We start from the raw sequence: 24,998 nt of genomic DNA, 5'->3' as shown, positions 1-24,998 counted from the left end.
TGGGCTTCACTCAGCCAGTCCGGACTGCAGCTTCGTCTACACGAGGTCGTCCTACGGGCTCTCGGGCGACCAGGTACGGGCGGAATGGTCGATCACATGGGCGGTTAGCTGGACCGGCTCGGACGGTACCGCCGGTGTCGGAGGCGAGTTCCCGCAGATGTTGTCGCGCGCGACGGCGACGTACGCGGTAGCCGAGATCCAAGCGCTGCGCGCGCGAGGCTAGGAATCGATTCGCGCAATCGCCATCGCGCTACGAGATTTCTCTAGCAGGCAAAGTGAATTGACTCGTTATTGAATGGGGAGGGAGTTGCCCCGTGGGTACTGCTGTGTCTTCTTCACGACCGGCGCACATCGACCGAGATGCTGCCGGGAGCCAGCGCGACATGGGCGAGGTCCCGAGGATTCCGCGGCGGCGGCGCTGGTGGTTGCTGGGCATCGCAGCGTTACTGGCCGCGCTGGCCGGGTACGGCAACTACGTCCTGATCACGACCCAGGACGAACGAGTGGACGTGTTGGTCCTGATCCACGACGTGGGCTGGGGCCATCCGATCAATGACGCCGATCTCGGCGTGGCCAAAGCGGTACCAGCCCAGTCGCTGGCTTCCATTCCCGTCAGCGACCGGGACCGGGTCATCGGTCAGTTCGCGCGTTCGACGTTGTCTTCGGGCACAGTGCTCACGCCAGGGCAGTTCACCGATCAGCCGGTCCCCGGACCTGGCGAACGGCTGGTCGGGCTGCCGGTGAAACCGGGCCATCTTCCTTCTCGTGGCCTGACAGCGGGAGACCTGGTGCAGGTAGTACCCGTCGCGGGCAACGCCGGAAACGACGCGCAACAGACACCGGCTAGTCCTGCCGCGCCCTTCCGCGCACGCGTGCTGGGCATCGGACCGCCGGATTCGGCAGGCGCGGTCACGGTCGATGTCGTTGTGGGCGGCGAGGCCGCCGCAGCGGCAACCAGCGCTGCGGCCGGGCAGGTCGTCGTAGTCCAACTCGGGCCAGGTGCGTAGACGCGAAGTTGTCAGAGGAAAGAGCGAGAACGATGGCACTGATCACGATCATCTCCGGAAAAGGCGCACCGGGCGCTACAACGACCTTGGCCGCGCTCGCGGCTACCTGGCCGGCTCCGGTGTTGCTGGCCGACTGCGACCCGGATGGCGGCGACCTTGCTCCGGGCTGGCTCGGGCAATGGATGCTCGCGGGCCGCATCCGCGCCGACGTGGGCGTACTGTCGCACGCCACCGCGACGCGGCACGCAATTGCTGGCGATCCCGCTTCGCTCATCGATCACGTTCAGGAAGTACCGCCGGCTCGCCATGTCGGGCTGCTGGCCGGATTGAGCGCACCGGGACAGCATGCTGCTCTCGGACTTGAGGGATGGATGCGGCTGACGACGGCTCTGGCGGCTTTCAAGACTCAGGCGGGGCACCCGGTCGACGCGCTCGTTGATGCGGGCCGGTTTGGCGTCGTGACTCCGTGGCCGCTGTTGCGAGCAGCGGATGCGGTATTGCTCGCGGTGCGTCCGACACAGCGCCACTTGCTCGCGGCTCGGCCGGTGCTGACCGAACTTGCCCGGCGAGTTGCACCGGAAAGGCTGGCGCTGGCGGTGTGCGTCACTACTCCGGCCGGGACCAGGGCGGTCCGGACTGCACTCGGCCGGGACGTCGCCGTTGAGGTTCCCGATGATGCGAAGACTGCGGCTGTGCTGTCCGAGAGTCGCGACGCGGGAGCCCTGCCACCCCGTTCCGCATTGCTGCGCGCTACGCATGACGCCGGACTTCGTCTTCACCGCACCTATCACCGTTACACGCCAGCCGAGGTGCGTACTGCAGCCGCACACCGTGTCACACGGTCGCTTGCTGGGGGCACACGATGACGTTGTCGAGTAACGGGTACCCCGCTGCCGGAAGAATTGTCGACTACACGCTCCCCACCGGAGCGGCGATTCCTCTGCACACGGTCGATCCTGCTTTCGCTGCCGCACCGCAGGCGGCTGGGCACCCGCAGCACGCTGTCGAGCGCTTCTCGCCGCAGGACGTGCGCGAAATACGCGAATCCGTTGCTACGAGGCTGGAGCGCGCCGCCGCGGGCGAGTCTCAGCTGGAAACCCCGTTGTCGCAAGAAGAACGACAGGCGCGAATGCGCGCTTTCGTTGCTGATGCTGTCGGTGAGTGGGTGCGGGGCCGTGCTCACGCAGGGAATCCTCCTTTGCCGATGGAGGAAGAGCGCCGGTTGACCCGAGCGGTGGTAGCCGCGTTGTCCGGGCTGGGCGCGTTGGAAGAGTTGTTGCGTCGCGAGGATGTTGAGAACATTCATGTGCACGGATGCGACCGCGTCATCCTGGAGTTGGCCGACGGCACCATGGAGCGGTGGCCGCACCCCGTCGCGGACACCGATGCCGAACTGGTCGAGATGCTTGCCGCGATGTTCGCGCGGCAAGGCCAGACGTCCCGGGAGTTCAACGCCGGACAACCACTGGGGAATCTCCGCATCGGAGCCGGCGGGCCGCTGGGTGCTCGGGTAGCGGCGGTGATTGAGGTGTCCGACCGGCCGCGGGTCGCGATCCGTCGGCACCGCCTGGTCGATGTCAGCCTGGACGAGCTGGTCGCCAACGGCACTCTCGACCCGCCGCTAGGGCTGTTTCTGCGGGCCGCAGTGCGGGCGGGCTGCAACATGATCATCTCCGGCGGTCCGGCCGCGGGCAAGACCACGTTGCTCCGGGCGCTGTGCGCCGAGATCCCGGACGCCGAGCACGTCGTCACTGTGGAGGAAGAGTACGAACTCGGTTTGCACCTGGGGCCTCGGCTTTTGGTCACCCCGCTGGAGGCGCGGCCGGCGAATGCGGAAGGGATAGGGGAAGTCTCCCTGGACGATCTGCTCAAGCAGACTCTCCGGCACTCGCCGAGTCGCGTGATCGTCGGGGAGGTTCGCGCCGGCGAGGTGACCGCGATGCTGCGCGCGCTCGGCAATGGTGCGGCGGGCGGAATGTGCACCATTCACGCAACCAGTGCGCTTGCCGTGTTCGACAGGATCTGCGCGTTGGGCCAGTTGGCGAATCCGCCATTGGCGATCGACGCCGCGCACCAGTGGACCGCCTCAGCTATCGATCTTGTCGTGCACGTCGCGCGCACCGACCGCCGCCAGCCTCCGGGCCTGCGGCGAACTCGGTATGTGTCCGAAGTGGTCGAAGTCGGCCCTATCGGCGACGCGGGCCGACCGGACACCACTCGGCTGTTCGAGCCGGATCCCGTTACCTGGCGGGCGGTTCCGGCATACACCCCGAGCCGAGCCTTGCTGGAGCGGCTGGAACGCCACGGGTTCGACCGCCGTCAGCTTGACGCAGCCGACATGCGGATCGCGCCCGGTGTTCTCCGGGACGGTGCGCGATGACGGGCATGTGGGCATTCGTGTTCGGTGTCGCCGTCTTCCTTGCGATCGGCTGCGCCGGTACCGCGTTTCTACCGCTATTGCGGCCTACTCGGGTCGAACGTTCTCCTGCCTTTCCGGTGGCGCTTTGGAAACGACTCAATGCCGTGATCCCGCTGCGGAAGGCGCTCGTGGCCGTGGCTGCCGGCGTGATCGTGTGGTGGATCACCGGATGGCCGGTCGCTGCGATGCTGTCAGTGGCAGCGGTCGCCGCGGTGCCCGTCCTGGTTGGCGGGCACGATGAGCAGCGGCTGATCGCGCGGTTGGACGCTTTGGCTGCCTGGGTACGGCGGCTGGCCGACCTGCTCGCATCCGGCGCGGGTGGTCTCGAGCAGGCGATCATCAGCTCGGCCCGCACCGCGCCAGTCCCGTTGGCTGTCGAAATCGAGACCCTGGTAGCCAGGCTCCGCACCCGCAGCCTGGAAGCCGCGCTCCGCGGGTTCGCTGACCACGTGGGCGACGAAGCCGCGGACGAAGTGGTCCTGACGTTGATCCTGCGGGTTCGTGCGGGAGGACGCGGGCTCGTCGACATCCTCGATGTCACCGCGACCGCCCTGGAACGAGAAGCGGTGGCTCGGCGTGATGTCGAAGCCGATCGCGCAAAGCCTCGCACCGACGTGCGTGCGATCCTCGGCATCGCTGTGGTCCTGCTGGCCGGGTTGTTCGTCTTCGCCAGCGACTTCCTCGCACCGTTCGACGACGTGCTCGGCCAGTTAATGATGGCAGGCATCGGCGTCTTGTTCGGCGCGGCCGGCTGGTGGATGCACATGCTGACCCGGACTCATCGCCCTTCGCGTCTGCTCGGAGCGGATTCCCGTACACCGGCCGCACCCCGGCGAACGGCTGTCGCTGCAGCCCGAGGGCAGGCGGCATGATGAGCGCGGGAGCCGCTGCCGCCGTACTCGGCATTGTCGCCGGGCTCGCGGTCACGCTCGTCGTCCTCGCGTTGCTGCGTCCGGCACCAGTCGACGTCGCCGCCGCAATTGCGGACCTGGACGACCGCATGCGCCAGCGTCGCGACGGAACAGGGGCGTCCAGTCGCTCCGCGCGCAGGATACGGCGGCTCGCGGGCTACTCGGCGCGATCATCGAGTCTTTGGTGGGGTATCCCGGCTCGTGATCTTGACGTGCTCGACCTGACCGCCGAGCGCTTTCTCGTACGGCGGCTGGCTTGGGCGGGTGGCGCTGCGGCCCTTGGCGCAACTGTCTGCGCGCTTTCCTGGTTGGCGGGTATGGGACTGCCTGCCGAAGTGGCAGTGCTGGCGCTCTTGGTCATGGCAACAGCTGGATCGGTCGTACCAGCTCTCGCCGTGCGCGAAGACGCTCGCCGGGCACGTGAGGAGTTCCGTCGTGCCACAGCCGCATACCTCGACCTCGTCGCACAGGAACGTGCCACGGGACGCGCCCCCAGCCAGGCTCTGGACGAAGCCGCAGCCGTCGGCGACTCGTGGGCATTCGCCCGGATACGTCGAGCACTCGGCCACGCGGCGCACGCCGGCTCGACGCCGTGGGAATCGTTGGCCATGCTCGGAAGGCGAATGGCTGTAGCGGAACTCGAAGATCTCGCCGACATCGTCGCCACCGCCGCGGACGGCGCTGCCATCTATCGGACGCTGCTCGCGAAGTCAGCGGCGCTCCGCGCGGCCGCCCTGGCTGCGGACAAGGCGGATGCGAACTCGCGTTCCCAACGCCTCGCGCTCCCCGTCGCGCTGCTGCTGATTGCCTTCCTGCTCCTGGTGCTATATCCGGCTGTAAACCGTCTGCTCCTCGGCGGAACCTAGCCTTTGAAACTCCGAAAGATCAACGCATCAAACAGTTCAGCACCAACCGAAGGAGCAGAAGCGATGTCCTGCAACAGTTTCCATGCTGTGGCACAGCGAGGGCAAGCTCAGCTGGCGTTGATATCAGCCAAGGCGTCACTCGCCCTGACCGTTGTCCTGCAAGCCCGCTGGGCACGGACTCGCGCGTCCGGAGACCGAGGTTCGGAATCCGTGGAGAAGGCGGTTCTTGTTGCCATCGGCCTGGCCGTGGCCATCGGACTTGCCATCGCCATTCGCGCTGCAGTGGAGAAGTACCAGGCTCAGATCAAGTAATCCAGTCAGTCGACGGAGAGGGGAGCACCGTGACTTACCCGGAAGATTTCGACGACCCGACCGTGCAGCGTGCGGTCGAGTCCGGCGGCATTATGTGGGACCCGAACTCGCTCAGGTCCCGACAATGGCCAGGCATGGTCCGCGCCTTTGTGTCGAGGACGGCTCTCGGCACGGTGGCCGGCGGGGTGTGCCTGGTTGTCATCGGCGTCGCGGCAGGAGGGGAGGCGTTGTGGTTCACCGCTTTCGGTGCCCTCGTCGCGTGGTGCGGTGTCATGAGTGGTCGGCGGAACGTCGCGTGTTTCGTCACCGGCGTGTGCGACCATGCGGGCCGGGATTGTCTTGTTGAGAAACGTCCAGGTGAGTTCTGCTACCGAACTCGCGACTTCGAGGTTATGGGGTCGATGGCACAGGGAATCGCGGCCCGTGCGATCGACGTTGCCGAGTATTTCGCGCTGAATCCAGAGCACCCTGGACTGGATCCGGAGCTTCCTGACGCTGTGCGACGGCGGGCGTGGGACATCCTGTGCTGCCTGGACAAGACTCGTACGGCTAGCACGATTGCCGGGCAGCTCCTAGGGCATCCGGAACAGTCGGAGACTGCCGACTCGTTCGGGGGCACTATCGTCGGTGTCTACCGACGGCTGGATAGTTCCGTTCGGCACCTAGAAGGTTGTGTTGTCCTTGCCAAGGAGTGGAGCCGGAAGCTCCACGGAATCAAGGCCGCGGAGAGTGCAGAGCGCGAAGTGGTTTCGCTGTACGGGATACCCGCATCTGACACAGAAGCGGCGGCAGAATCGCTTCTGCAGAAGACTTTCTGTCATGCTACCGCTGTCCGTGATCTCAATCGGGCGGGGCGCTTCCCTTGGGAACAACCTCAAGCGACGGGAGCGAACCCGGCGGCGGTGACGAGGTGCGAACAATGACTGCCACGGAAGAAGAAATAACCCAGCGAGTCAAGAAAAACGACGTCCCCCGCACTGACCAGCGTACGAAGGTCGCGACGCAAGTCGGGGAACTAGCCCAACGCCGATCAGAGGTTGCTGAACAACTGGCCAGCGTGGAACAGGAACTGGGCGACGTACTGGCTGAGTCCCGCAGCATCATCAGTCTCGATGAACTGGCCAGGTTTACCGACGTGCCCGCCGAAGACCTCGGCAGGTGGAGGGGAGACGAGAAACCCCACCGTACCAGGCGAAAGAAACCAACCGCCGGTTCATCTCGGTCGAGAAGCCTCGGCCAGCCGAATCCGATGACGAACGCCAGCGCGAATGGTGCGCCTCCCGAATCTGCGGAGTCAGCGGTGTCGGAGCCAGGAACTCCTGTGCAGAACGGTGCGGAGGCTCACTCATGAGTTCGAACGATCCATGCCGACCCGAACATGCGTGCTGCACAGCGAAAATCCGTGATGGCGGCGCAGAGTCGGTCGGTCTGGCCGTGCTGTTTCCCTTTGTGTTGCTGCTGATCCTCACTTCGGTCCAAGGCGGTCTCTGGTGGCACGCGCACTCGGTGGCCGCCCAGGCCGCCCAAACAGGGGCCGACGCTGGTCGCCCAGTCGGCGCGACAGTGACGACCGCTGCCGCCGCGGCGCGCTCGTTCGCTGATCGAGCGGGACGAGGCGTGCTCACCGAAGCGGAAGTTCATGCGTCCATGACTGCTGGCACGGTCCAGGTGGACGTATCGGGCACCGCAATTAGGCTCGTACCGATCCCGAATCTGAGCATGCGGGTCACCGCCAGCGCCAAGGTGGTGAAGGAACGCTTCACCGTCCCGATCGAGGGGAACGGCTCGTGAACCGCGGATCCCGCACCTTCCTGGCCGGTGAGCGCCTGCGCGACGAGGGGTCGGTAAGCATCGAAACCGCCGCACTGATGATTGCAGTCATCGCAGTCGGACTACTGATCGTCGTCGGTGCTCGGGTCAGTTCAGCCCAACAGATCGTTGACGATGCTGCTACCGCCGCTGCCAGGGCGGCGTCCCTCTCCCGAGGAACCGTGGCTGCAACGCGCGCAGGTGGTGATGCTGCTCGCGCGCGTCTGACCCAATCAGGCCTCGTCTGCGGCGACGTCAGCGTGTCGGTGGATGCGAGCGAGCTCGCGTTAGGTCGCGCCGGGCTCGTGCGAGCACAGGTCACTTGTCGCGTACGGCTCAGTGACCTCGCCCTTCCCGCACCCGTCGGCGACCGCACGATCACCAGCACCTTCACGAGTCCCGTCGATCCTTACCGAGGCGTCCAATGATCAGCCAGACATCGTCGCCCCACGACACCGGTTCCGCAAGCGTGCTGGTGGCTGTCCTGGTGCCCGCGTTGCTGCTCGTTCTGGCGTTGGTGGTCGACGGTTCTGCCCGGTTGCGCGTGATCGCACGCGCGGATGCGATTGCTGCGGAAGCTGCCCGTGCCGCGAACACAGCAGTGAACACTCGCGGCCCCCTCGTAGCCGTCGACACCACGACCGCGGCCAACACCGCAACCGCCTACCTCGCCCGCAGCGGACGCTCCGGCACCGTCTCAGTCGTCGGTCCGCGAGCGGTGCGCGTGACCGTGACCGTCACGGAACCCACCACGGTCGGCCTGCTTGGCCGCACTGCAACTGCCACCGGTACTGCCCTCGCTGTACTCGGCGTCGGTACGCGCGACGGCGGCCTGCCATGAGCCTGTCCACGCAGCGGATTCGAGGCATGATTGCCGCGATCACGCTGCTGGCTGTCCTCGCCGGCACACCGTGCTGCCTGGTCTTACTCGGGGCCAGCCCAGCTCGATTGGTGCCCAAAGGGTGGCCAGGACCAGTTCCGCTCATCCAGATACCGAAACGAGTATGGAGCGCTGTGCGCTGGGCCTGGCTGACCGGTGATCTCATGACCTGGCTGATCGTGGCCGTCGCTTGGGCAGGCTGGCTGGTGCTGGTCACGTCCGTCGTGGCCGAAACGATCCGCCAGTTTCGGCAGGGCATCCGCAGTGCCCATGATCATGTGCATCGCATTCCGCCTTACCGGTGGATCTCCGGGCTCGTCGCCGCCGTCATCTTGGCCACCTCCGCAGGAACTGCCACGGCCGCACCGGCATCACCCGCGACCGCGACCGCGCCGCCCAGACCGCATCCCCAACCCGATGCCGTGCCCCGCCAGACCAACGGCACCCCGGGATCCAGCGCAGCCGCTGCAGTGGCGGCGACTTCGGAATCCGGGCAGTCGGTCGACAGGGTTTCCTACACGGTCGTCCGCGGCGACACCCTGTGGGGCTTGGCCGAGCGGTACCTGAGCGACGGCCTCCGGTATCACGAGATCGTGCGGCTCAACCCCATGTTGCTGGAGAGGAACCCCGACGAACTCGAGCCCGAATGGACTCTGTGGCTGCCGGCCGATGCCGCGCACCTCCTGGAACCTCAGGAGACGGTCCTCAACAGCCCCACCGTCGAAGTACAGCCCGGCGACACACTCTCCTCGATTGCGGAACGCGAACTCGGCGACCCGGACGCCTGGCCAGACATCGCCGTCCTCAACAACGGGCGCGGACAACCGGATGGGCGAACTCTCCGCAATCCCGACGAGGTGGTGCCTGGCTGGACGTTTCTCCTGCCCGAACGCCACGCCCGGCCAGGCCCGCCAGGTCAACCCGTCCCGCCGCGGCGCACCCCACCACCAACGACCGCGCCCCGGCTCAACGCTCCGCCAGACCCGCTGCCACCGCGACCGGACGACCACCGGGGTGCTCCCGACCATCGTGCAGCCCCGGACGGGGTATCGCTGCCGACTGGAGGGTTTGTCGGGCTAGGCTTCGCGGTTTTGATCACCCTCGCAGCTACAGTCGCGCGCTTGCGCCGGCGGCGCCTATACCGACCAGGCAAACCTGAGCAGCCTGATCCAACAAACCTACCGGTAGTGCGTGCTTTGCGTAGCGCCTACGACTCGGCGACACGAGTGCCGGACGAGGGCTCTCGTCTCGACAGCGCGCCGGTCGCGTCAAATCGCGGGAAGCCGGCCGACGTCGAGACTCGAAACCGCACACTTGCCGCAGCACAGGACGCGGGTCGCGACGACGGAAGTACTGTGGTCGCCGTTCGCAACCGACAGGAGATCGCGCTCGACCTCGCTCGGACTGGAGGACTCGGGCTCACCGGTCCCGGTGCCATGGCCGCAGCGCGGGCATTGACAGTGTCGCTGCTCGCGCAGGCGGCCAGTGAGGACGTCCCGCTTCAAATCGTGAGTCCAATCGCCGAGGCTCGATATTTGTTCGAGCACGACATGACTGATCGTCTCCCGCACCATCTGCGTATCGTCGACTCCTTGCCGGCTGCACTCGATCTCATGGAAGCCGAACTGCTCACGCGCTCGCGCCAGCTGGTGACGGAAGGCCCGCAGCAGCGGGACACCCGCTTCGGGCTGTGTCTTCTGGTCGCTGCAGCGAACGAGGATGTTGACCGCCGCGCTCGCGCCGTCCTGGACAACGGCGCGCGGCTCCGCTTGGCGGCGCTGTTCCTCGGACCACGACAGGACGGGATCACCGTTCACGTGAGCGACGACGGCACTGTGGAGAGGTCCAGTCCCGGCGCGCACGACCTAATCGGCGTGCGGCTCTTCACGCTGCCCGCTACGGACGCCCGCCAGCTGCTGGCGTTGCTCCAAGCAGCACAGCCCGAACGAGACGAGCAAGGCGCGGAATCCTCCACTGTCGCGGACTTCCACGACGGACCTCGTGAATCGGATGAAGCTGCCCGCCCCAGACAGTCTGTCCGCGAGTACGAATTCGCATCGCCGCGACCCGACCGACCAGCCATGGTTGCCGAGAAAACGGCCCACGACGTCCCGCAGGAACAAGAGTCTGACGACACAGACGTCGTGACGACCAACGAGACGATCTCTGCGGCTGACGAGAACGGCGAACACGGCATTACTCCAACAGCCAGTTCAGCGTCGACGTCATGCAGACAGCAACCCCTACACCTCAACGTGCTCGGACAACTCCATCTGACTCGCCACGCTCATGAACATCGCGACATCATCGACGTCTTTACCCCACGGCAACAGGAACTTCTCGTCTGCCTGGCGCTATACCCTGGTGGGTGCCGGCGCGACACCGTGAACGCTGCGCTTTGGCCGGACGCTCCAACTGCTCGCCCTTACAACAGTTTCCATACTTCCTTGTCGCAGCTGCGGCGCACCCTGCGCGACGCGACGGACGGCGACGTCAACGACATTACTGTCCGGCGCGGCCACTACTACGGACTCGACCCGACGACCGTGACCGTGGACCTTTGGCAGCTGCACGACCAGCTCACGGTCAGCCGTCGACGTACCCGGCAGACAGAGGCGAACGAAGCCTTGAGGCGGGTCACGGACCTGTACCGCGGCGATCTTGCCGAGGATAATCCCGCCGAATGGATTGTCGGCCCACGTGAGGCGCTGCGCCGTGAGGTCCTTGACGCGTTCAGTTCGCTCATCCGTACGACCAGACGCGAGGACGCCGAAGAAGCGCTCGCGTTGCTGGAACGAGCACGCCGGCTTGACCCGTACAACGAAGCGATCTATCGCGACCTCATGCGCCTGCAAGCGCGACTCGGCCAGCACGACGGTATTCTCCGGACACTGCAACTGCTCAAGACGTCCCTTTCCGAGATTGACCAAGAGGCAGCTGGCACTACAATCAAACTCGCGAACGAGTTGGTAAGCGGCGGCGGACGGCAGACTGGCCAACGAGCGAGCTAACTGCCGCGCTGACGTGGATAATCCTCGGTGCCCTCGCTGAGCCGCGAAGCCGTTACCAAGCACGTGTTCAGCGCCGGAAAGGCCGCTAACCGCAGGCAATGTGCCGCGTTTACGAGTAACTCTCCATGTTTCCCAACGGTGTTCTCGCCTGCGGTCCGTTCCGGTTGCCTTCTAGACTGGAAACCCCTCCGCAGCATTAAGCGCGAGGTCAGCAGCTTGCGGAGCCTGCCGCTGCGACCCCCGACTCGACAGCCGGCTGGCATCTGAACAGTCATTTTGAGCGGTGGGCACCTTCCTGTTTTCCGAACGGCGTCGCCGTCGTGGGATGGCGACGGTAGGCTGCCGCCCCCCGTCGTCATCCCACGTTTCCCCTGTGCGGGCGTACGTTCTCGCGTTCTCCGCGGCCAGAACCCCGCACCTGCAAGGGTGTCCTATCGCCGGCCCACAACGGTCCATTATGGACATATGGCGACCCATCAGCGTCCGGACTGCAGGGGGAATTCATTCGGGCCGCGTCACCCTGTTGGCCTATTGTATTGTTGTTGTAACGTCGTATGGTTGATGTAACAAGGCAGGGACGGAAAGTTGGACCCGGCCGAGTTTTCCAACCAGCGGCCCCCGGATAACGGGACGACGCAAGGGAATCCCCTGTGCTGGTCGGAAGTCAATTACAGAGCGGATGCCTCACGTGCCGACATGGCTAGGCGGGGAAGGCGGAGACCGCTAGCGCGGTCCCATCCACGGGACCGAATGCCGCGCTTACGCGCCCGTCGCCAGAGTCAGCGAGTCGGTACGTTCTCAATCCAGCCACCGAGCGCGCAGAGCGCTCACCCCGTGAGGGGGGACTGTGTGAGTCATCCGCACCCGTGCGTACGGGTGGATACCGGCGCACTTCATAGCCACGCACCCGCGACGATATCCGCGCGCCCTATGTCCTCAGTGGACGCGCGGACAACCCTGGCGAGTCTGCCGGACACAGTGCCGTGCCACTCACCAGCGGGACGTTAGCGACCGCTCCCCGGGCAAGGGAGGGCTAGCAGGGAACGCAACGGGGGCGCACGGTACCGGTTCTGTGAGAGGGAACCACCTAACTGACAGGGTTGCGCACGCACGAACGCACGCCCGGCGGAAACGCGGCATAGCGTCCGCCGCCGCCAACGCGCAGCTGAAGCGCGTGCGCCTCCCTGTCCGCTAGGGAAAGGAAACGGGCATGCCTCTCGTTTACATGTTCGACGCCCGCAAAGCAAAGGGACATCAACGGTTCCTGGGGCTCTTCCGACGCGTGCCGCAAGCGTTCGCGCAGTGGCTGATTGCTCGGCCTAGCTGCCGCTGGGCGCATCTCGACTACGCGCCGCACGAGCGGGGCTTGTGCGACCGCAAGCGCATCTGCAGGAGCTGTGCGAAGTGCGGGATCACCTGCTGGCACAGCTTCGCCGCACAGAGAAAGTGCCGCTAGTTCGCAGAAAGCAGATCAGAGGAAGTAGGAGACTATGGAATCGATCAAAGTCAACGTGTTCACGTTCGGATTGCCACGCGACTGGGAAGAAACGATCACGTTCGCGAACGGCAACGCGTACCTGTGGGGATTCGAGGACGGATGCCGCCGCACCGGCGGCCAGCTGCCTATGCCGGTCCCCGACGGGTTCGCGTTCGCGTGGCTGGAATACAACCGGCGAAACACTGGCTCACGCATGGCAATCCAGGATGCGTTCGCCGTGTGGTGCCACACCGAGACGCTGCCCGGCCTCTGTGCGCCAAAAGAGGGAAGGAACGTTCGATGAAGATCACTATTGAAGTCCACAGCGCGTGGTACGCGCCGTGGCGGGAGGGCGAGGACGAACGCGAACGCATCGACGAATACACGGAGGTGCACACGTTCGACAACGCGCGGGAATGCGCCGATTGGCTGGAGCGCGAGGGCTTCGGCGAACCTTCCGAGTCGGGACCGTATCGGCGGCGGACCTCGCTGTACGAACTGGACCCGTACGAAGACCCGGAAGGCGTGCTGACCGAACGCAGCGCACACGTGGAAGGCGAGCCTCCGGAGTTCAGCCCGCGACTCTGGGCAGCGATCGTCGCCGTCGTATCGCGTCGGTGGACGCGCTACGCGGGTCCGTACTACGTGGAACACCTGAACGCGTTCGACATCAGGGTGTGACGCGGTGCCCCTTGCACCGAGTCGGTCTGGTCACGGCCGTCCGGAAGGACGCGGCCACGCCAACTAGGGCGAGCAAGGGAGAACAACATGTCCAAGGAAACTCTTACCTGGCTTAACAACAACACCCTGGTCGGGTTCACCGACAAGCGCGGCAAGGCGTGGCACTACCGTGCATCTGAACAGGGCGCGGAGCCCAACCACTACGCGGGTGCGATCCCTGTCGAGGACGTGAACCGGCGGCTGTTCTACTGGGACGCGGTCAAGGGTACTGCGATGGTCACGTTCGATCGGCCGTGCACCGAACACGCCTCGGCGGGTCTGTTCTATTGGACTGGCCGCGACGGGGCCGCGGCCGTGACCTTCGACGACGGCGACGGCATGACGCTGGCTTCCGATGACAGGCGCTTCCCCGTCGGCCGCCTCGACACCGGCGCGATTTTCGGCTACTTCGCCGACGGCTACGAAATTCACCAATACCGCGACTGGCTGGTGTCCAACGTCGCCACGATCCTTGACGACGACTTGCAAATCGGTTCCGCCGGGCTGCTCAAGGGCGGTGCTCAGGCGTGGGTTTCCGTCGAAGTGCCGGAGAACATCACCACGCCCGAGGGCGTCGAGTTCCGGCCGAACCTGCTGGCATGCACGTCGCTAGACGGATCGCTTGCGACGACGTACAAGCGCACGGTGACCGTGGTCGTGTGCGACAACACGCTCGCCGCGGGACTGCATGAGCAGGGTCAGCAAATCAAGATCAAGCACAGCAAGTACAGCCAGAAGCGCATGACAGAGGTACGCGACGCACTGGTGATCGTGCACACCGTTGCTGACGACTTCGCAGAGGAAGTCAAGACACTGTGCGAAACCGATGTCAGCGAGAAAGCCTGGCATGCGTTCCTGGACGCGCACGCGCCGATCGAGGGCAAAAGCAAGCGCAGCGCGACGTTGGCATCGACGGAGCGCGCTGAACTGTCGCGTTTGTGGAACTTCGACGACCGCGTCGCTCCGTGGAAGAACACCGCGTATGGCGTCGTCCAGGCGGTCAACACCTACACCCATCACGCCCAGCCGATTCGGGGTGCGTCGCGCCCCGAAAGGAACATGGTCCGCGCGGTCACCGGCGGCGTGGACAAGCTGGACGCGCAGACCGTCGCCACGCTGGACATGGTGCTCGCGTCGCTGGCCTGATCCCCGTGCGATCACGGTGCCGGACGAGAACAACTCGCCCGGACGCCGTGGCCGACACGGAATGTCGGCCTGTCTCAACAACAATCGGGAGAGGCGATGACTGAGACAATCGAGAAGTCGACAGCGGCAGGGATCACCACCAACGGTGCCGAGCTTGTCGGCATGCTGGCCGACCGGGCACGGACCGCGAGCACCGACAAGACCACGCCGATGCTCGGCGTGGTTCGCCTGCACACTGTGGGCGGCTACCTGCACGGCTGGTCGACCGACAGGTTCCGCGCCGCTCACGCACAGGTCCGGATTGACGGCGAGTTCCCCCGAGCGGTGTTCATTGAGGCAGTGGCTGTCAAGACGCTGGAATCGATGCTCCGACGCGCAGGGCGAACGCGACTCACCGTCGAGCACGACACCATGACGGTCACTGACTTCGCTGTGACACAAACAGTCCAGCTCGTCGACGAGTACACGTACCCAAGCCTGCCCAACGCCTGCAAAGGCGACCTCCCCGCGGGCGCTGCGCCGGGGGCGATCAACGGCGCGCATTTCGCCGACTTCGCCGCGATTGCCAAGCGACGGGGCGGCCGCGGACATCCGGAATACATCGAGATCCGGCAGGAAAACCAGAACCGGCCGACTCACGTGCGCATCGGCAAGGACTACCGGGCATGGGTGATGCCAGTGCGGGACCAGGTCAAGGACGACGCGTGGTTGCCGCAGGCGTGGTGACCCGTGCTTGAACAACAGGAGGAACAGATGAACTCAGACAACACGCTTGCCGAGATCCGCGGTCTGCTCGCCTACATTGCCGACCTCGAGACCAGGTCTCGGGAGTTGGACACCGGCCAGGAAGCAGCCGACCTGTTCGAAGCCGCCGATGACCAGCGTGTCGCCGTGGCGGACAAATTCGTAGCCCTGGACAAGTGGCTGAGTGACGGCGGATCGCTCCCGGCCGCGTGGGCATCCCCTGGAGATGGCGACTCCCGGCGTGGCAACCCGCGGTCCGATCACGACCAACACGGGAGCCAGTGATGAAGGGAGGAACGCAAGCTCTCGACGTCAGCCACCTGGCGACTGAGATCGCGGAAGAACTCGGCGACCAGTGGTCGAGCGCGGCCGGTTCCCACGCAGGGGACCACAGCGCGTACCTTGTCGGCCCGGTCGGCGAACTAATCCAGATCCGGTACGGCGGGTGGCAAGCCCGCTATCAAGGCCGACTCGTCTTGTACGGCACCTTCGATGCCGAGCTGAGCCGGTTCCAGGCGGACCCGGGCGCCCGCTACGTGATCACGGTGTCTCCGACCAGCTCGGCTACCCGCATCGCGAAGGAGATCACCCGTCGGTTGCTGCCCGAGTACCGGGAGGCGGTCCGCCGAGCGTGCGACCGTCGCACCGCGGCAGAGGACCTGCGACGTCGCCGGGACCACCTGATGCCACAGCTCGCGCAGGCTCTCGACGGCGAACTCGTCGAGCGACGCGGCGAGCCGGTCGTCATCTTCGGTGCCGAGGCATCAGGGAGGGTTCAAGTCCACGATGACGAGGCCGTCGAACTACAGGTCCGCCTTCGCGATGCCGACGCATTGACCTTCGCTCGAAGGTTTGGCACGAGTACGGGAGGCTCCGATGTCTGAATCTGACGCGGTGATGGTGTGTATCGTCTGTCGGAACGTCCTGGACGTCGAGTGGACCGACGACGGCGCACGCTACATCCACACGCGCATGGACGCTATCCAGGATCTCGACCACGACCCGGTGCCCATCGACGCGCCGCCCGGCTTCCGCGGCGGCCGGTGCGACTTCTGCTCCGACGGCATCCCGGCATTCATCCTGCCGGCCCGAGACTTCGTGTACCCCGACGACCGCAGTCAGGGCAGCCGGGGCGACTGGGCCGCCTGCCTGGACTGCGCGACGCTGATCTCGCGTAACCAATGGTCGCAGTTGATCGAACGTGTGGCAGCGGCCCATGGCCGACGGACGGGCAGCCCGCTGTGCCCCGAAGCGCGGACGCAGATACGCATTCGCTATCGCGCACTCCGGAAGAACATCTCCGGCCCGTTACGCGAGATCCCGCCGCTTCGGTGAGCGGGAAGAGAGGAAGCAGCGCCCACCAATCGGACTACGACAGCTGTCACGCATCTGGTGAATAGGCTCGTCGGAGCCGAACCTATTAGGTCAGCGGGCTGGCGAGGCAAGGCCGCGACCGCCCACTGTGCGCTACCTTGTAACAGGTATACAACCTGGTAACGTGCATGCTGCAGATGGTTGCCAAGGGAGACAGCGACGCATCCGGGCGATGGTCACGATGGGCGGTCATAGTCGGTCCGGTTGTTCGTCTGAACTGAGGCACCTGGGCCGACTGAATAGCCGTTGGTAGCGGCAAGGGCTGGAAGGTGGCGACGGGATGCCTGATTCGACGGACGACGCTCGAACGGACTCCTCCCTGCTGGACGAACTGAAGAGCGTCGCCGACGCGCTGGCAACCGCTGAGGACGAAGTGCGTAAGGCCATCCGCGTCAAGGAAGCCGCTGATCTGGCTCATAGCGAGGCACTCGGCAAGGCGAACGAGTTGCGGGAGCAGCGGCGGAAGTTGGTCTGCGACGTAAAGGCTGCCGACCCCGATCTCACCACCCGCAAGATCGGTGCGGTCGCCCAGCTCAGCGGTGCCTCGGTCAGCAGAATCCTTCTCTCGGGCAAGGACAGCTGACTGCGAGGATCGCGCGGTCCCCTGGCCAGTCGGCGCGGTCGACGCGCGCAGCATGCCACTGAAGCACTAGTGCGCGAATCGTGTGCAATACTGAAGTTGCGTCCTGGTCGAGCCGTGACTGTGGACACCTGCTTCAGGAGGGTTTCCCATGGTTCCGGACTCACCCGCCGACGCTCTCGGCTCTCACGCGCGTGGCCTGCGCAACTTGCTCGTCGAGGTCGTGCAGGCGCGGCACGCGCTCGCGGCTGAGGCGCACCTGGTCTCCGAATCCAGATATGCGATGGGGTTCGGCAGCCAGTGGCGGGACCTGCTGGACGACACCAGTCAAAAACTGAAGGACCAGGGCTTCCGGTCCGTCAAGCTGGCCCCCGGCGGTCACGAGGTCCCGGTCGTCAACGACAGCTTGGTGTACGTCTGGCGCGTGGCGAACAACCCGAACGCGGTGCGCGAGTTCGCGGCGAGCCCGACCCGGAAGAACGGCTTCATGGTCGCTCCTCTCGACCCGACGCTGTGGGAACCCAGCCTGTCCGGCGAGCCTGAGCCCGCCCAGAACGCGGCGGAGGGCGAGCTGGTTCCTGTGCTCAGGGCCGTCGACGACGATATGCCGCTGGTGTTGGTCATGGTCGAGTCGACGCCGCGGCAGCTCCAGTCGATCGATTGGGCCATCGCTGTGCTAAACGGTGATGGCAAGGTCGACCTGCGCGGCCAGGAGTGCATCTGGAAGCCAGAGCTCGTCGCCGCCGACGCCGCATCCGACGTCGAGTCGTTCGACAGCGGTGTGCCGGTCGCACCGGTCGTGGAACTTCAGAAGCAGGACCGGACACCGACCGATGGATGAGAGGGGCCGAGGCCTGTTCGAGGTCCCGACCGGAGGGAGGGGCCGCTTCGAGCCAGCCCGGCTTACTCAGGCCCGGGTTCGCCTCGGGGTGAGCAAGACCGACTTGGCTGCAGAGGTCGGTGTCTCCGCCGCGGCGATCGGCCAGTACGAGGCCGGCGTGAACTCGCCGCGGCCCGAGGTGCTCGATCGGTTGGCGACCTCTCTAAAGGTCCACCCGGGGTTCTTCAGCGTCGGCCGCCCACTCGCGCGAATCGACACCCTTAACGCACACTTCCGCAGCCTGAGGTCGGCCCGCGTCAGCGACCGCCAGAAGGCATTGGCGACTGCGGCGCTGGTCTGGGAGCTGACCTTCGCGCTGGAACGGTACGTCAAGCTGCCCGACGCGGATCTCCCGGTCCTCGCTGCTGGCACGACGCCGTCTGAGGCCGCCGCGGCGCTCCGCGCGCACTGGGGGTTGCCGGACGGTCCAGTGAAACACCTGGTCGCTACAGCCGAGTCCCGCGGCATCGTCGTCGCCGTCCGGCCGTTACACGAGATAGACGCCGTCGACGCATTCTCGGCGGTCATCGTCGACCGGCCAGTCATCATCACCACACCCCGCCGAAGCGAGAACGTGTTCCGGCACCGATTTTCGACCGCCCACGAGATCGGCCACCTGCTGCTCCATCGCGACCCCAGCGGCCACAGTGCCGCGGTCGAGAAGGAGGCAGACGAGTTCGCAGCCGCATTCCTTACGCCGGCACCCGCTATGGACGCGGCACTGCCACAGCGGCTGGACCTGGCGGCGCTGGACCGGCTCGGGCGGAAATGGGGCGTCTCGCCGAAGTCGCTGGTCCGCCGGATGGTCGAGCGCGGGCGCACCACCGAGTCGTCGGCGCGGCGGGCCTACCAGCGCCTGGCCATGGCAGACGACCCGCGGGCTGATCCGACGAGCGCGTACCCGGGTGAGAACCCGACACTCCTGAAGAAGGCTGCGGAGCTGGCGAACGACCACGGCGTAGGGGCTCCTGCTCTCGCCGAGGTGCTGAAGCTCAGTACCTCACAAGTCCGTGACCTGCTCGGCGACGCCGACCAACGTCCGATCCTTCGACTGGTCGGCGGCGGGGCCTGATCGCCATGGCATCGGTGCAGCAGCAGGTGCAGAGCGTCGACGGCGTGATCTGTCAGAACATCGCCCGGCTCCGGGACGATCGCGGCATTCTTTCGCAGAACCTCCTCTCTCAGCTCCGGAACCTGGTTGAAGGGCTCATCGTCTGGGCGCACCTCGACGATCCCTCGGCTGAGTTCGACTACGACCAAGTAGGCCCTGCACTGGCCGAGGTCAAGGCGAAAGCAAAGTTCCGCCTACTGAGCAGATTCCATAACCTCCTTCAGGCCAGCGTCTCGCATTACACGCTGGACGGCGACCCGTCCGAGCGGCTGATGCTCAAGTACTACGAGTACTTGCTTCGCACCCGCGACCTCACCTTGCAGCAGTTCGGCATCAGGATCCTCGACAATCTTGAGCTGTTCCCCTCAGACCTCGACCCGTCGCTGCGGGAGTACCACGAGAAAATCGCGGAGCGCATCGATGCGGCCCGCGCGACGAAGACCGAACCCCGCCGCGAGCGCTACTACATCCATAGTTCGCGGCCCTTCTTCTGCGGCGGACGAATCTACTACGAGGTCACCTTTTCGTTGGCCCATAACTGGACGAGCAAGTTCGACCGCACAATCGCCTTCACCGACATCGACATAACCGACAGATACGCGGCTTACCTAGACCTGTCGAGCGAATCGATCACAGTGCTGGGGCAGACCATGCCGATCTTGGTCATCCGGTCGTGGCAGGTCTCGATACGCCCATGCGAGTTTGACAACTTCGCGCGGCTGTTCGGACAGTCGACACGGGTTCAGTCGAACCACGTCGAATACCGCAACCTTATGCAGTACCTAACGAAGACCCGATCCAGCCTGCTTGACCTCGTCGATATGACCGACGCGAGCTACGACCAGATCCGCAGCTGGGCTTGCAACGACTCGCGGCGGTCCGTGCTGATCTTCCCTGTGCTAGACCAGGCCCGAGGGCTGATCCGCTCGAACCGGCCTGGTTCCCGCGTGTTGCGGTACCTATTGCACCAGATGCGTAATCGCTGGATCAAGGCCCAGTACGACACCACGTCGAACACGTGGCTGTCGGGGCTGTGGCTCACGTCGCGGAGCCGCCCCTTCGACACGATGCCGTTCTGCAGTGCTCCACGCGGTCACGTCCCGCGGTTCGCGGATCTCGCAGAGAGCCTTGATGCAACGGGCCGCGAGCACGAGCTGCTCGCACGCCGCGTAAGGAATAACGTCGAGCAGCACGGTGCGCTCTACACGCCGGCCGCCGAGTGCGAGGATCTCGGTGACGTCGACGCGCTGATCAAGGTCTACAACCGGTTGCTCCCGCCGACTGTCCGGCACGCGCCGCGGAAGCTCGCCCACGCCAACGGGCACGTCTTCATTGTCGGGTACGAGGACGACACGGTGGCCATCATCGAGAAGCTGCAGGAGATCGCGGATGAGGGCATCGAGGGGCACGCCGACGACGTCCAGGATTGGCTGGATGCGAACCCTGACGAAGTAGATGACGACCTGAAAGCCCAAGCACTCAGGACACTCTTCGAACGCTCGAAGGTCGCCCTGGTCTACGGTGCGGCCGGGACTGGTAAGTCCACCATGGTGGACCACATCGCCAACTACTTCTCGGCCGAGGAGAAGCTTTTCCTCGCGCACACTAACCCAGCCGTCGATAACCTGAAGCATCGGGTACGTGCACCGAACTCTGAATTCAGCACTATCACGAGCCACATCAACAGGAGCGGGCCATTCGGCTCGAGCTACGACGTTGTTGTGATCGACGAGTGCAGCACTGTAGACAACGCGAGCCTGCTGAAAGTGCTCAACAGCACGACATTCGACTTGCTCGTGCTCGTTGGTGACGTCTACCAGATTGAGTCGATTCAGTTCGGAAACTGGTTTAGCCTTGCCCGCTCCTACGTGCCCGAGGAGTCGGTCTTCGAACTGACCAAGCCCTGGCGGACCGAAGACAGAGCACTGCTCACCTTGTGGGACCGGGTGCGCAACCTGGACGACCGGATCGAGGAGTCGCTTTCCAAGAACGGCTACTCAAAAGTGCTGGGAGATTCGCTCTTCCTGCGGGAGAGCGACGACGAGATCGTGCTGTGCTTGAACTACGACGGGCTCTACGGCATCAATAACGTCAACCGGTTCCTGCAAGCGAGCAACCCTAGCCCTGCGGTGGCCTGGGGCGAGGCGATCTACAAAGTTGGCGACCCGGTGCTGTTCAACGAGGCCGAGCGCTTCCGGCCGGTGATCTTCAACAACCTGAAAGGTAGGATCACCGGCATCGAGCGCGTGGCCGGTCGCGTCACCTTCGACGTCGACCTCGGTCACGAGGTCGACGAACGCGATCTGTTCGGTACCGACCTGCGGCGGGTCGAGAGTTCGGTAGTCCAGTTCGATGTCTTCGAGCGCCCTAATTCGGACGACGATGACGACGATGTCAACACGCTGGTGCCTTTCCAGATCGCTTACGCCGTGTCGATCCACAAGGCACAGGGCTTGGAATACGACTCGGTCAAGGTGGTCATCACGGACGCCAACGAGGAGCGGATTTCTCACACCATCTTCTACACGGCTATCACGCGTGCCAGGCGTCGGCTTGGTGTCTTCTGGACGCCGGAGACACAGCAACGGATCCTGAGTCGTCTGGCGGTGCAAGAAAGGGCGAAGGACGAGAACCTGCTTCGGACACGTCGAGGTGTCATTCCTGTTGGGTCCCGGCCGAAACGGCAGAAGGAACGCCCCCGGCCGTAATGTGTGCAGCGCAGGCCGCGGGCCGGTCCTGCGACTAGGGCGCTCTAATTGGCTGGACGCGACGCCGCCAGGAAGTCGTCGTTCTTCCAGCGGTACTCGCTCACCTGGACAGGACGTCCGAAGTCGGGCGCGTGCACCATCTTGCCGGATCCGATGTAAAGGCCGACGTGGTGGACATGCCCCGGCGTGCCGTAGAAGACAAGGTCGCCGGGCAAGAGCTGTTGGCCAGGAGGCACAAGTGGTCCGACGTTGTATTGGGTCTGTGCTGTCCGCGGCAGGCCGATTCCGGCGGCGTTGTAGGCCGCGGTGGTCAATCCCGAGCAGTCGAATCCGTTGTCGCCGTGGGCTGGTCCGTTGCCTCCCCAGAGATAGGGAAGGCCGCGTTGGTTGCAGGCAAAGGTGATGGCGGCGGTGGCGGCAGGGTTCGGTCCGCGACTGGCCTCGCAACCGCTGGCCTCGTACTTTTTCGCCTGTGTCAGAACCTTGTTTACGTACCAGTCTGCATGGTTGTACGCGAAGATCGCCCTGCGCAGGTCCTTGGGTGCTCCGGAGTCGCAGAGGTAGTACGCAGCGGCGTAGACCGCGTCATGCGGGTTGTACCGCGACGGTGGCGTGGATCCGCCTGACGGCAAGGAGTGCCGGGCTACGACAGCGTTGAATGTTGCCTGCAGAAACTGCATGGGCCCGCCGGCGCCTGCGAAATTCTGACCGTTGGACACACCTGGCAGTTCGGAACGGCCGTGATCAGTTTCGACTTTGCCGATGGCTGCGAGGACCGACCAGTCCAAACCGGGGCACGCGCTGGCTGCTTGCTGGTAGAGACCGAGGTAGTCGGTGGGAATGTCAGACAGCGCCGCTTGGCTGGGCTGGCTGGCGCTGTTGTCGCTGCCGAGGAGCGCTTTCGCGACGGCTTGCCCGATTCCGCCGATGAGCACAATGGCCGCGACGATGGCCGCGGCGGCACTCATGACGATCTTCATCGTTCACCTCCGGAACTGGCTCGCCGGCGCGGAAGGTGGGAACGGCTCCGGTGCCGCGATTTCGGCGGATGTTTGCTGCTGAACTGCTGCCGAGGGAGTGACGGTGCCGGACGCGTCGGTCTGGGGCCAAAGTTCAGCCAACTGCAGCCGACCCGGCCGACGCGTCGGCGACGGGGACAGCGGCAGCCAGCGGGCAGAAGCAGGGCTGTTCCCGCCGCCGACTGTTGCCGTGACATCCGATGCGCTAGTGGCTACCGGCACCAGCGCGGGCCGGTCCAACTGGGACAGTGCGTCGGCTAGGGACTTGCGGGCGTTTGCCTCACGGCGGCTGGTGGGCAACCACACCAGCACTGGCGTCGCGATCCCTGTTGCGGCCGCGAGCTTTTCGTAACCGTAGAGCTTGCGGGCGAGCTTTCGGAGATCCTCGGTGCCGAAGTCGAATTCGAGGAAGAACTCGACCTGGCAACGGTCTTCGCACCAGCGGCCGTAGCCGTCGGGACGGACCATGTCGCCGAAGAGTCGTCCGCAACGCCGTTCTGACCACCATGCAATCAGCTGTCCGCGGGCGTTGGGTCGCTGGCCGAGCGCGACGAGGGACGTGAAGAGTCCGTTGACCCCTACGGTGTGGGCAAGGCGAAGCGAGTGTGCGATGCCGATCGCGTCTTCATGGCGGTAGCCCACCTGTTTGGGGTCGAGGCCGTCTTCGTACGCCAGCGCGGCCGAGCCGGCGATGTCGAGGACGTAGTGCATGGGGGCAGTGCCGGAGGTGACGAAGGGCTGGAACCTGTCCAGCACGCGCCACTTGTAGAGATCGAGCAGGCGGTGGTTGGCTGCTCGAACACTCGGGTAGCAGAGTTCGACGATCTGGCCGGTGGTGAGCACCTTGTGTTCGTGCAGCATTCGCGCCAGCCAGCGATCTCGAAGGGTGAGTCGCCCGGCGAGCTGCGCGTGGTGTTCACCGGTGGTGGCTGCGCGTGGAGTGGGGCGTTGGGGCATGTGTCCGCGCAACGCTCGTTGGGACGTGGGGTTCGAAATCACGGGTACGCACCTCTCTGAGATTGGATGGGTACGGCTGTCTGAGCGGAGCTGTCTCCGTCTGGTTTTCTGCGACGCAGCGCGACGAGCAGAGTCCTCATGTTTACTGGCTGGAATGTACCGCTCTCTCTATGACAAGCTGTCGCTATGACAATGCGACCGCAGCCGTGGGCACGTAACGAGGTAATACTTGCCTATTCATTCCTCTTTAAGAACGAAAGGAGGGTGCAGCGTGTTCCAGACGGCCAGGTGGAGCAATTGTCCGCGCTGCTTCGGAAGCTGCCTATCTTTCCGCCGGAGGAGAGGGGTCCTCGATTTCGATCTGCAAACAGCGTGCATCGAAAGTTGTCCGATTTGATGACTAACCTGCCGGAGCATGAAGGGAGGGCGACTCGCGGTGGGCGTATTGATCAACTTGTATTGCGGGATTTCTTAGAGAATGAGTATAAGATGCACTTTGAGGCGGAGTGGATCGCGGCCTCGGCGATCCAAGCGATCGCGCCGAGTGTGGCAGAGGTGATGCGAACGGCTGCACGGCTGCTTGTTCGGGCGATTGCGGCTTGTCCCGAAGAGCTCTTCGCGCTCGAGTGGCGAGACCTTGAGCGAGTCCTGTATGAAACTCTCGACGGACTCGGGTATGAAGTCATCCTGACACGTCCTGGCAAGGATGGCGGATTTGATCTGCAGGTGGTTCATCGTCGTCAGGACGGCGGCATCGAGACCTATCTCATTGAGGTGAAGCACTGGGCGTTGCCGGCGAAGGTCGGAACGGGAGAATTCGAATACCTCTTTGAGGTTGTGCTCAGGGAGGGGGCTTCCGGGGGACTACTTCTTTCGACTTCCGGTTTTAGGCCATCTTTGCTTAGGAGTCGAACCAGAATCCGCCGCAAAGAGGTTCGGCTCGGGAGCGCGTCGAAGATAATCCAATTATGTCGGTCGTACGAGCAAGTCTATGGTGGGCCATGGATTGCCCGCTCGGTCGGCCCGGAATTGCTGTTCCAGGATACCTTCTGAACTGACTGGTGTTG

At 64.8% G+C, this 24,998-nt stretch carries 25 protein-coding genes; 22 read left to right on the top strand and 3 right to left on the bottom strand.

Features of this window, described 5'->3' with window-relative positions; translation table 11 throughout:
• Positions 1 to 314: 314 nt before the first annotated feature.
• From D0D37_RS21530 to D0D37_RS21500, 6 genes are all read left to right on the top strand, one after another.
• Positions 315 to 1,007, top strand: a complete 693-nt coding sequence (locus tag D0D37_RS21530) for an SAF domain-containing protein (protein ID WP_244223614.1) — start codon at positions 315 to 317, stop codon at positions 1,005 to 1,007.
• 32 nt (positions 1,008 to 1,039) lie between these two features.
• Positions 1,040 to 1,873: a hypothetical protein gene (locus tag D0D37_RS21525; RefSeq protein ID WP_244223613.1), complete on the top strand. Its 834-nt coding sequence runs from the start codon at positions 1,040 to 1,042 to the stop codon at positions 1,871 to 1,873.
• A 356-nt stretch (positions 1,874 to 2,229) separates the two neighbouring features.
• Complete coding sequence (locus tag D0D37_RS21520; RefSeq protein ID WP_244223612.1) at positions 2,230 to 3,387, top strand: TadA family conjugal transfer-associated ATPase; 1,158 nt, start codon at positions 2,230 to 2,232, stop codon at positions 3,385 to 3,387.
• Positions 3,388 to 3,404: 17 nt separating this feature from the next.
• Positions 3,405 to 4,298 carry a type II secretion system F family protein gene (locus tag D0D37_RS21515; protein WP_244223611.1) on the top strand — a complete coding sequence of 298 codons (894 nt, stop codon included), beginning with the start codon at positions 3,405 to 3,407 and terminating at the stop codon, positions 4,296 to 4,298.
• Positions 4,298 to 5,203 (top strand): pilus assembly protein TadB, encoded by a 906-nt coding sequence (locus tag D0D37_RS21510; protein WP_116202371.1) that lies wholly within the window; start codon positions 4,298 to 4,300, stop codon positions 5,201 to 5,203. Before D0D37_RS21515 ends, D0D37_RS21510 begins: the two co-directional genes overlap by 1 nt.
• Positions 5,204 to 5,544: 341 nt before the next feature.
• Complete coding sequence (locus D0D37_RS21500) at positions 5,545 to 6,438, top strand: hypothetical protein (protein ID WP_116202355.1); 894 nt, start codon at positions 5,545 to 5,547, stop codon at positions 6,436 to 6,438.
• 107 nt (positions 6,439 to 6,545) lie between these two features.
• Here the strand turns inward: D0D37_RS21500 and D0D37_RS46735 are convergent, their stop codons facing one another.
• Entirely contained in the window at positions 6,546 to 6,698 is a 153-nt protein-coding gene (locus D0D37_RS46735) for a hypothetical protein (RefSeq protein WP_162834372.1), read from the bottom strand.
• A gap of 164 nt (positions 6,699 to 6,862) precedes the next feature.
• Between D0D37_RS46735 and D0D37_RS21495 the strand changes: the two genes are divergently transcribed.
• The 15 genes from D0D37_RS21495 (at position 6,863) to D0D37_RS21420 (ending at position 21,955) form a co-directional block, all read left to right on the top strand.
• Positions 6,863 to 7,306, top strand: coding sequence for a TadE family protein (locus D0D37_RS21495; RefSeq protein WP_116202354.1), 444 nt, complete (start codon positions 6,863 to 6,865; stop codon positions 7,304 to 7,306).
• Positions 7,303 to 7,752 carry a TadE/TadG family type IV pilus assembly protein gene (locus D0D37_RS21490; protein ID WP_244223610.1) on the top strand — a complete coding sequence of 150 codons (450 nt, stop codon included), beginning with the start codon at positions 7,303 to 7,305 and terminating at the stop codon, positions 7,750 to 7,752. Before D0D37_RS21495 ends, D0D37_RS21490 begins: the two co-directional genes overlap by 4 nt.
• Positions 7,749 to 8,165, top strand: coding sequence for a hypothetical protein (locus D0D37_RS21485; protein ID WP_116202353.1), 417 nt, complete (start codon positions 7,749 to 7,751; stop codon positions 8,163 to 8,165). Before D0D37_RS21490 ends, D0D37_RS21485 begins: the two co-directional genes overlap by 4 nt.
• A gap of 203 nt (positions 8,166 to 8,368) precedes the next feature.
• A complete protein-coding gene (locus tag D0D37_RS21480) occupies positions 8,369 to 11,215 on the top strand; it encodes a BTAD domain-containing putative transcriptional regulator (RefSeq protein ID WP_244223609.1) in 2,847 nt (948 codons plus the stop codon).
• Between the two features lie 1,490 nt (positions 11,216 to 12,705).
• On the top strand, positions 12,706 to 12,996 hold the full coding sequence (locus D0D37_RS21470; RefSeq protein ID WP_116202350.1) for a hypothetical protein: 291 nt from the start codon (positions 12,706 to 12,708) through the stop codon (positions 12,994 to 12,996).
• Positions 12,993 to 13,373: a hypothetical protein gene (locus tag D0D37_RS21465; RefSeq protein ID WP_116202349.1), complete on the top strand. Its 381-nt coding sequence runs from the start codon at positions 12,993 to 12,995 to the stop codon at positions 13,371 to 13,373. The genes D0D37_RS21470 and D0D37_RS21465 overlap by 4 nt, the downstream gene beginning before the upstream one ends.
• An 87-nt stretch (positions 13,374 to 13,460) precedes the next feature.
• Positions 13,461 to 14,558 (top strand): DUF932 domain-containing protein, encoded by a 1,098-nt coding sequence (locus D0D37_RS21460; RefSeq protein ID WP_116202348.1) that lies wholly within the window; start codon positions 13,461 to 13,463, stop codon positions 14,556 to 14,558.
• A gap of 96 nt (positions 14,559 to 14,654) precedes the next feature.
• A complete protein-coding gene (locus D0D37_RS21455; protein WP_116202347.1) occupies positions 14,655 to 15,284 on the top strand; it encodes a hypothetical protein in 630 nt (209 codons plus the stop codon).
• A gap of 27 nt (positions 15,285 to 15,311) precedes the next feature.
• Entirely contained in the window at positions 15,312 to 15,587 is a 276-nt protein-coding gene (locus D0D37_RS21450) for a hypothetical protein (RefSeq protein WP_116202346.1), read from the top strand.
• Complete coding sequence (locus tag D0D37_RS21445) at positions 15,587 to 16,186, top strand: hypothetical protein (RefSeq protein WP_116202345.1); 600 nt, start codon at positions 15,587 to 15,589, stop codon at positions 16,184 to 16,186. The genes D0D37_RS21450 and D0D37_RS21445 overlap by 1 nt, the downstream gene beginning before the upstream one ends.
• Complete coding sequence (locus D0D37_RS21440; RefSeq protein ID WP_116202344.1) at positions 16,179 to 16,637, top strand: hypothetical protein; 459 nt, start codon at positions 16,179 to 16,181, stop codon at positions 16,635 to 16,637. Before D0D37_RS21445 ends, D0D37_RS21440 begins: the two co-directional genes overlap by 8 nt.
• A 319-nt stretch (positions 16,638 to 16,956) precedes the next feature.
• Positions 16,957 to 17,259 (top strand): hypothetical protein, encoded by a 303-nt coding sequence (locus D0D37_RS21435; RefSeq protein ID WP_116202343.1) that lies wholly within the window; start codon positions 16,957 to 16,959, stop codon positions 17,257 to 17,259.
• Between the two features lie 148 nt (positions 17,260 to 17,407).
• Entirely contained in the window at positions 17,408 to 18,097 is a 690-nt protein-coding gene (locus D0D37_RS21430; RefSeq protein ID WP_116202342.1) for a hypothetical protein, read from the top strand.
• The gene (locus D0D37_RS21425; protein ID WP_116202341.1) at positions 18,090 to 19,208 is read left to right on the top strand and encodes a helix-turn-helix domain-containing protein; all 1,119 of its coding nucleotides are present in this window, start codon (positions 18,090 to 18,092) and stop codon (positions 19,206 to 19,208) included. Before D0D37_RS21430 ends, D0D37_RS21425 begins: the two co-directional genes overlap by 8 nt.
• A 5-nt stretch (positions 19,209 to 19,213) precedes the next feature.
• On the top strand, positions 19,214 to 21,955 hold the full coding sequence (locus D0D37_RS21420; RefSeq protein WP_116202340.1) for an ATP-dependent DNA helicase: 2,742 nt from the start codon (positions 19,214 to 19,216) through the stop codon (positions 21,953 to 21,955).
• Positions 21,956 to 21,999: 44 nt separating this feature from the next.
• Here the strand turns inward: D0D37_RS21420 and D0D37_RS21415 are convergent, their stop codons facing one another.
• Together D0D37_RS21415 and D0D37_RS21410 are read right to left on the bottom strand one after the other, a co-directional pair.
• A complete protein-coding gene (locus D0D37_RS21415; RefSeq protein ID WP_116202339.1) occupies positions 22,000 to 22,935 on the bottom strand; it encodes a C40 family peptidase in 936 nt (311 codons plus the stop codon).
• A 3-nt stretch (positions 22,936 to 22,938) separates the two neighbouring features.
• Entirely contained in the window at positions 22,939 to 23,973 is a 1,035-nt protein-coding gene (locus D0D37_RS21410; RefSeq protein WP_116202338.1) for a replication-relaxation family protein, read from the bottom strand.
• Positions 23,974 to 24,327: 354 nt separating this feature from the next.
• Here D0D37_RS21410 and D0D37_RS21405 point away from each other — a divergent pair, with 354 nt between their 5' ends.
• On the top strand, positions 24,328 to 24,984 hold the full coding sequence (locus tag D0D37_RS21405; protein WP_162834371.1) for a restriction endonuclease: 657 nt from the start codon (positions 24,328 to 24,330) through the stop codon (positions 24,982 to 24,984).
• The last annotated feature ends 14 nt before the right edge of the window (positions 24,985 to 24,998 follow it).

The organism is Amycolatopsis circi, assembly GCF_003385235.1.
In the GTDB taxonomy this organism is placed as follows: Bacteria; Actinomycetota; Actinomycetes; order Mycobacteriales; family Pseudonocardiaceae; genus Amycolatopsis; species Amycolatopsis circi.
The sequence above is the reverse complement of the archived record's forward strand: the minus strand, read 5'-3'. Positions and strand labels throughout refer to the sequence as shown.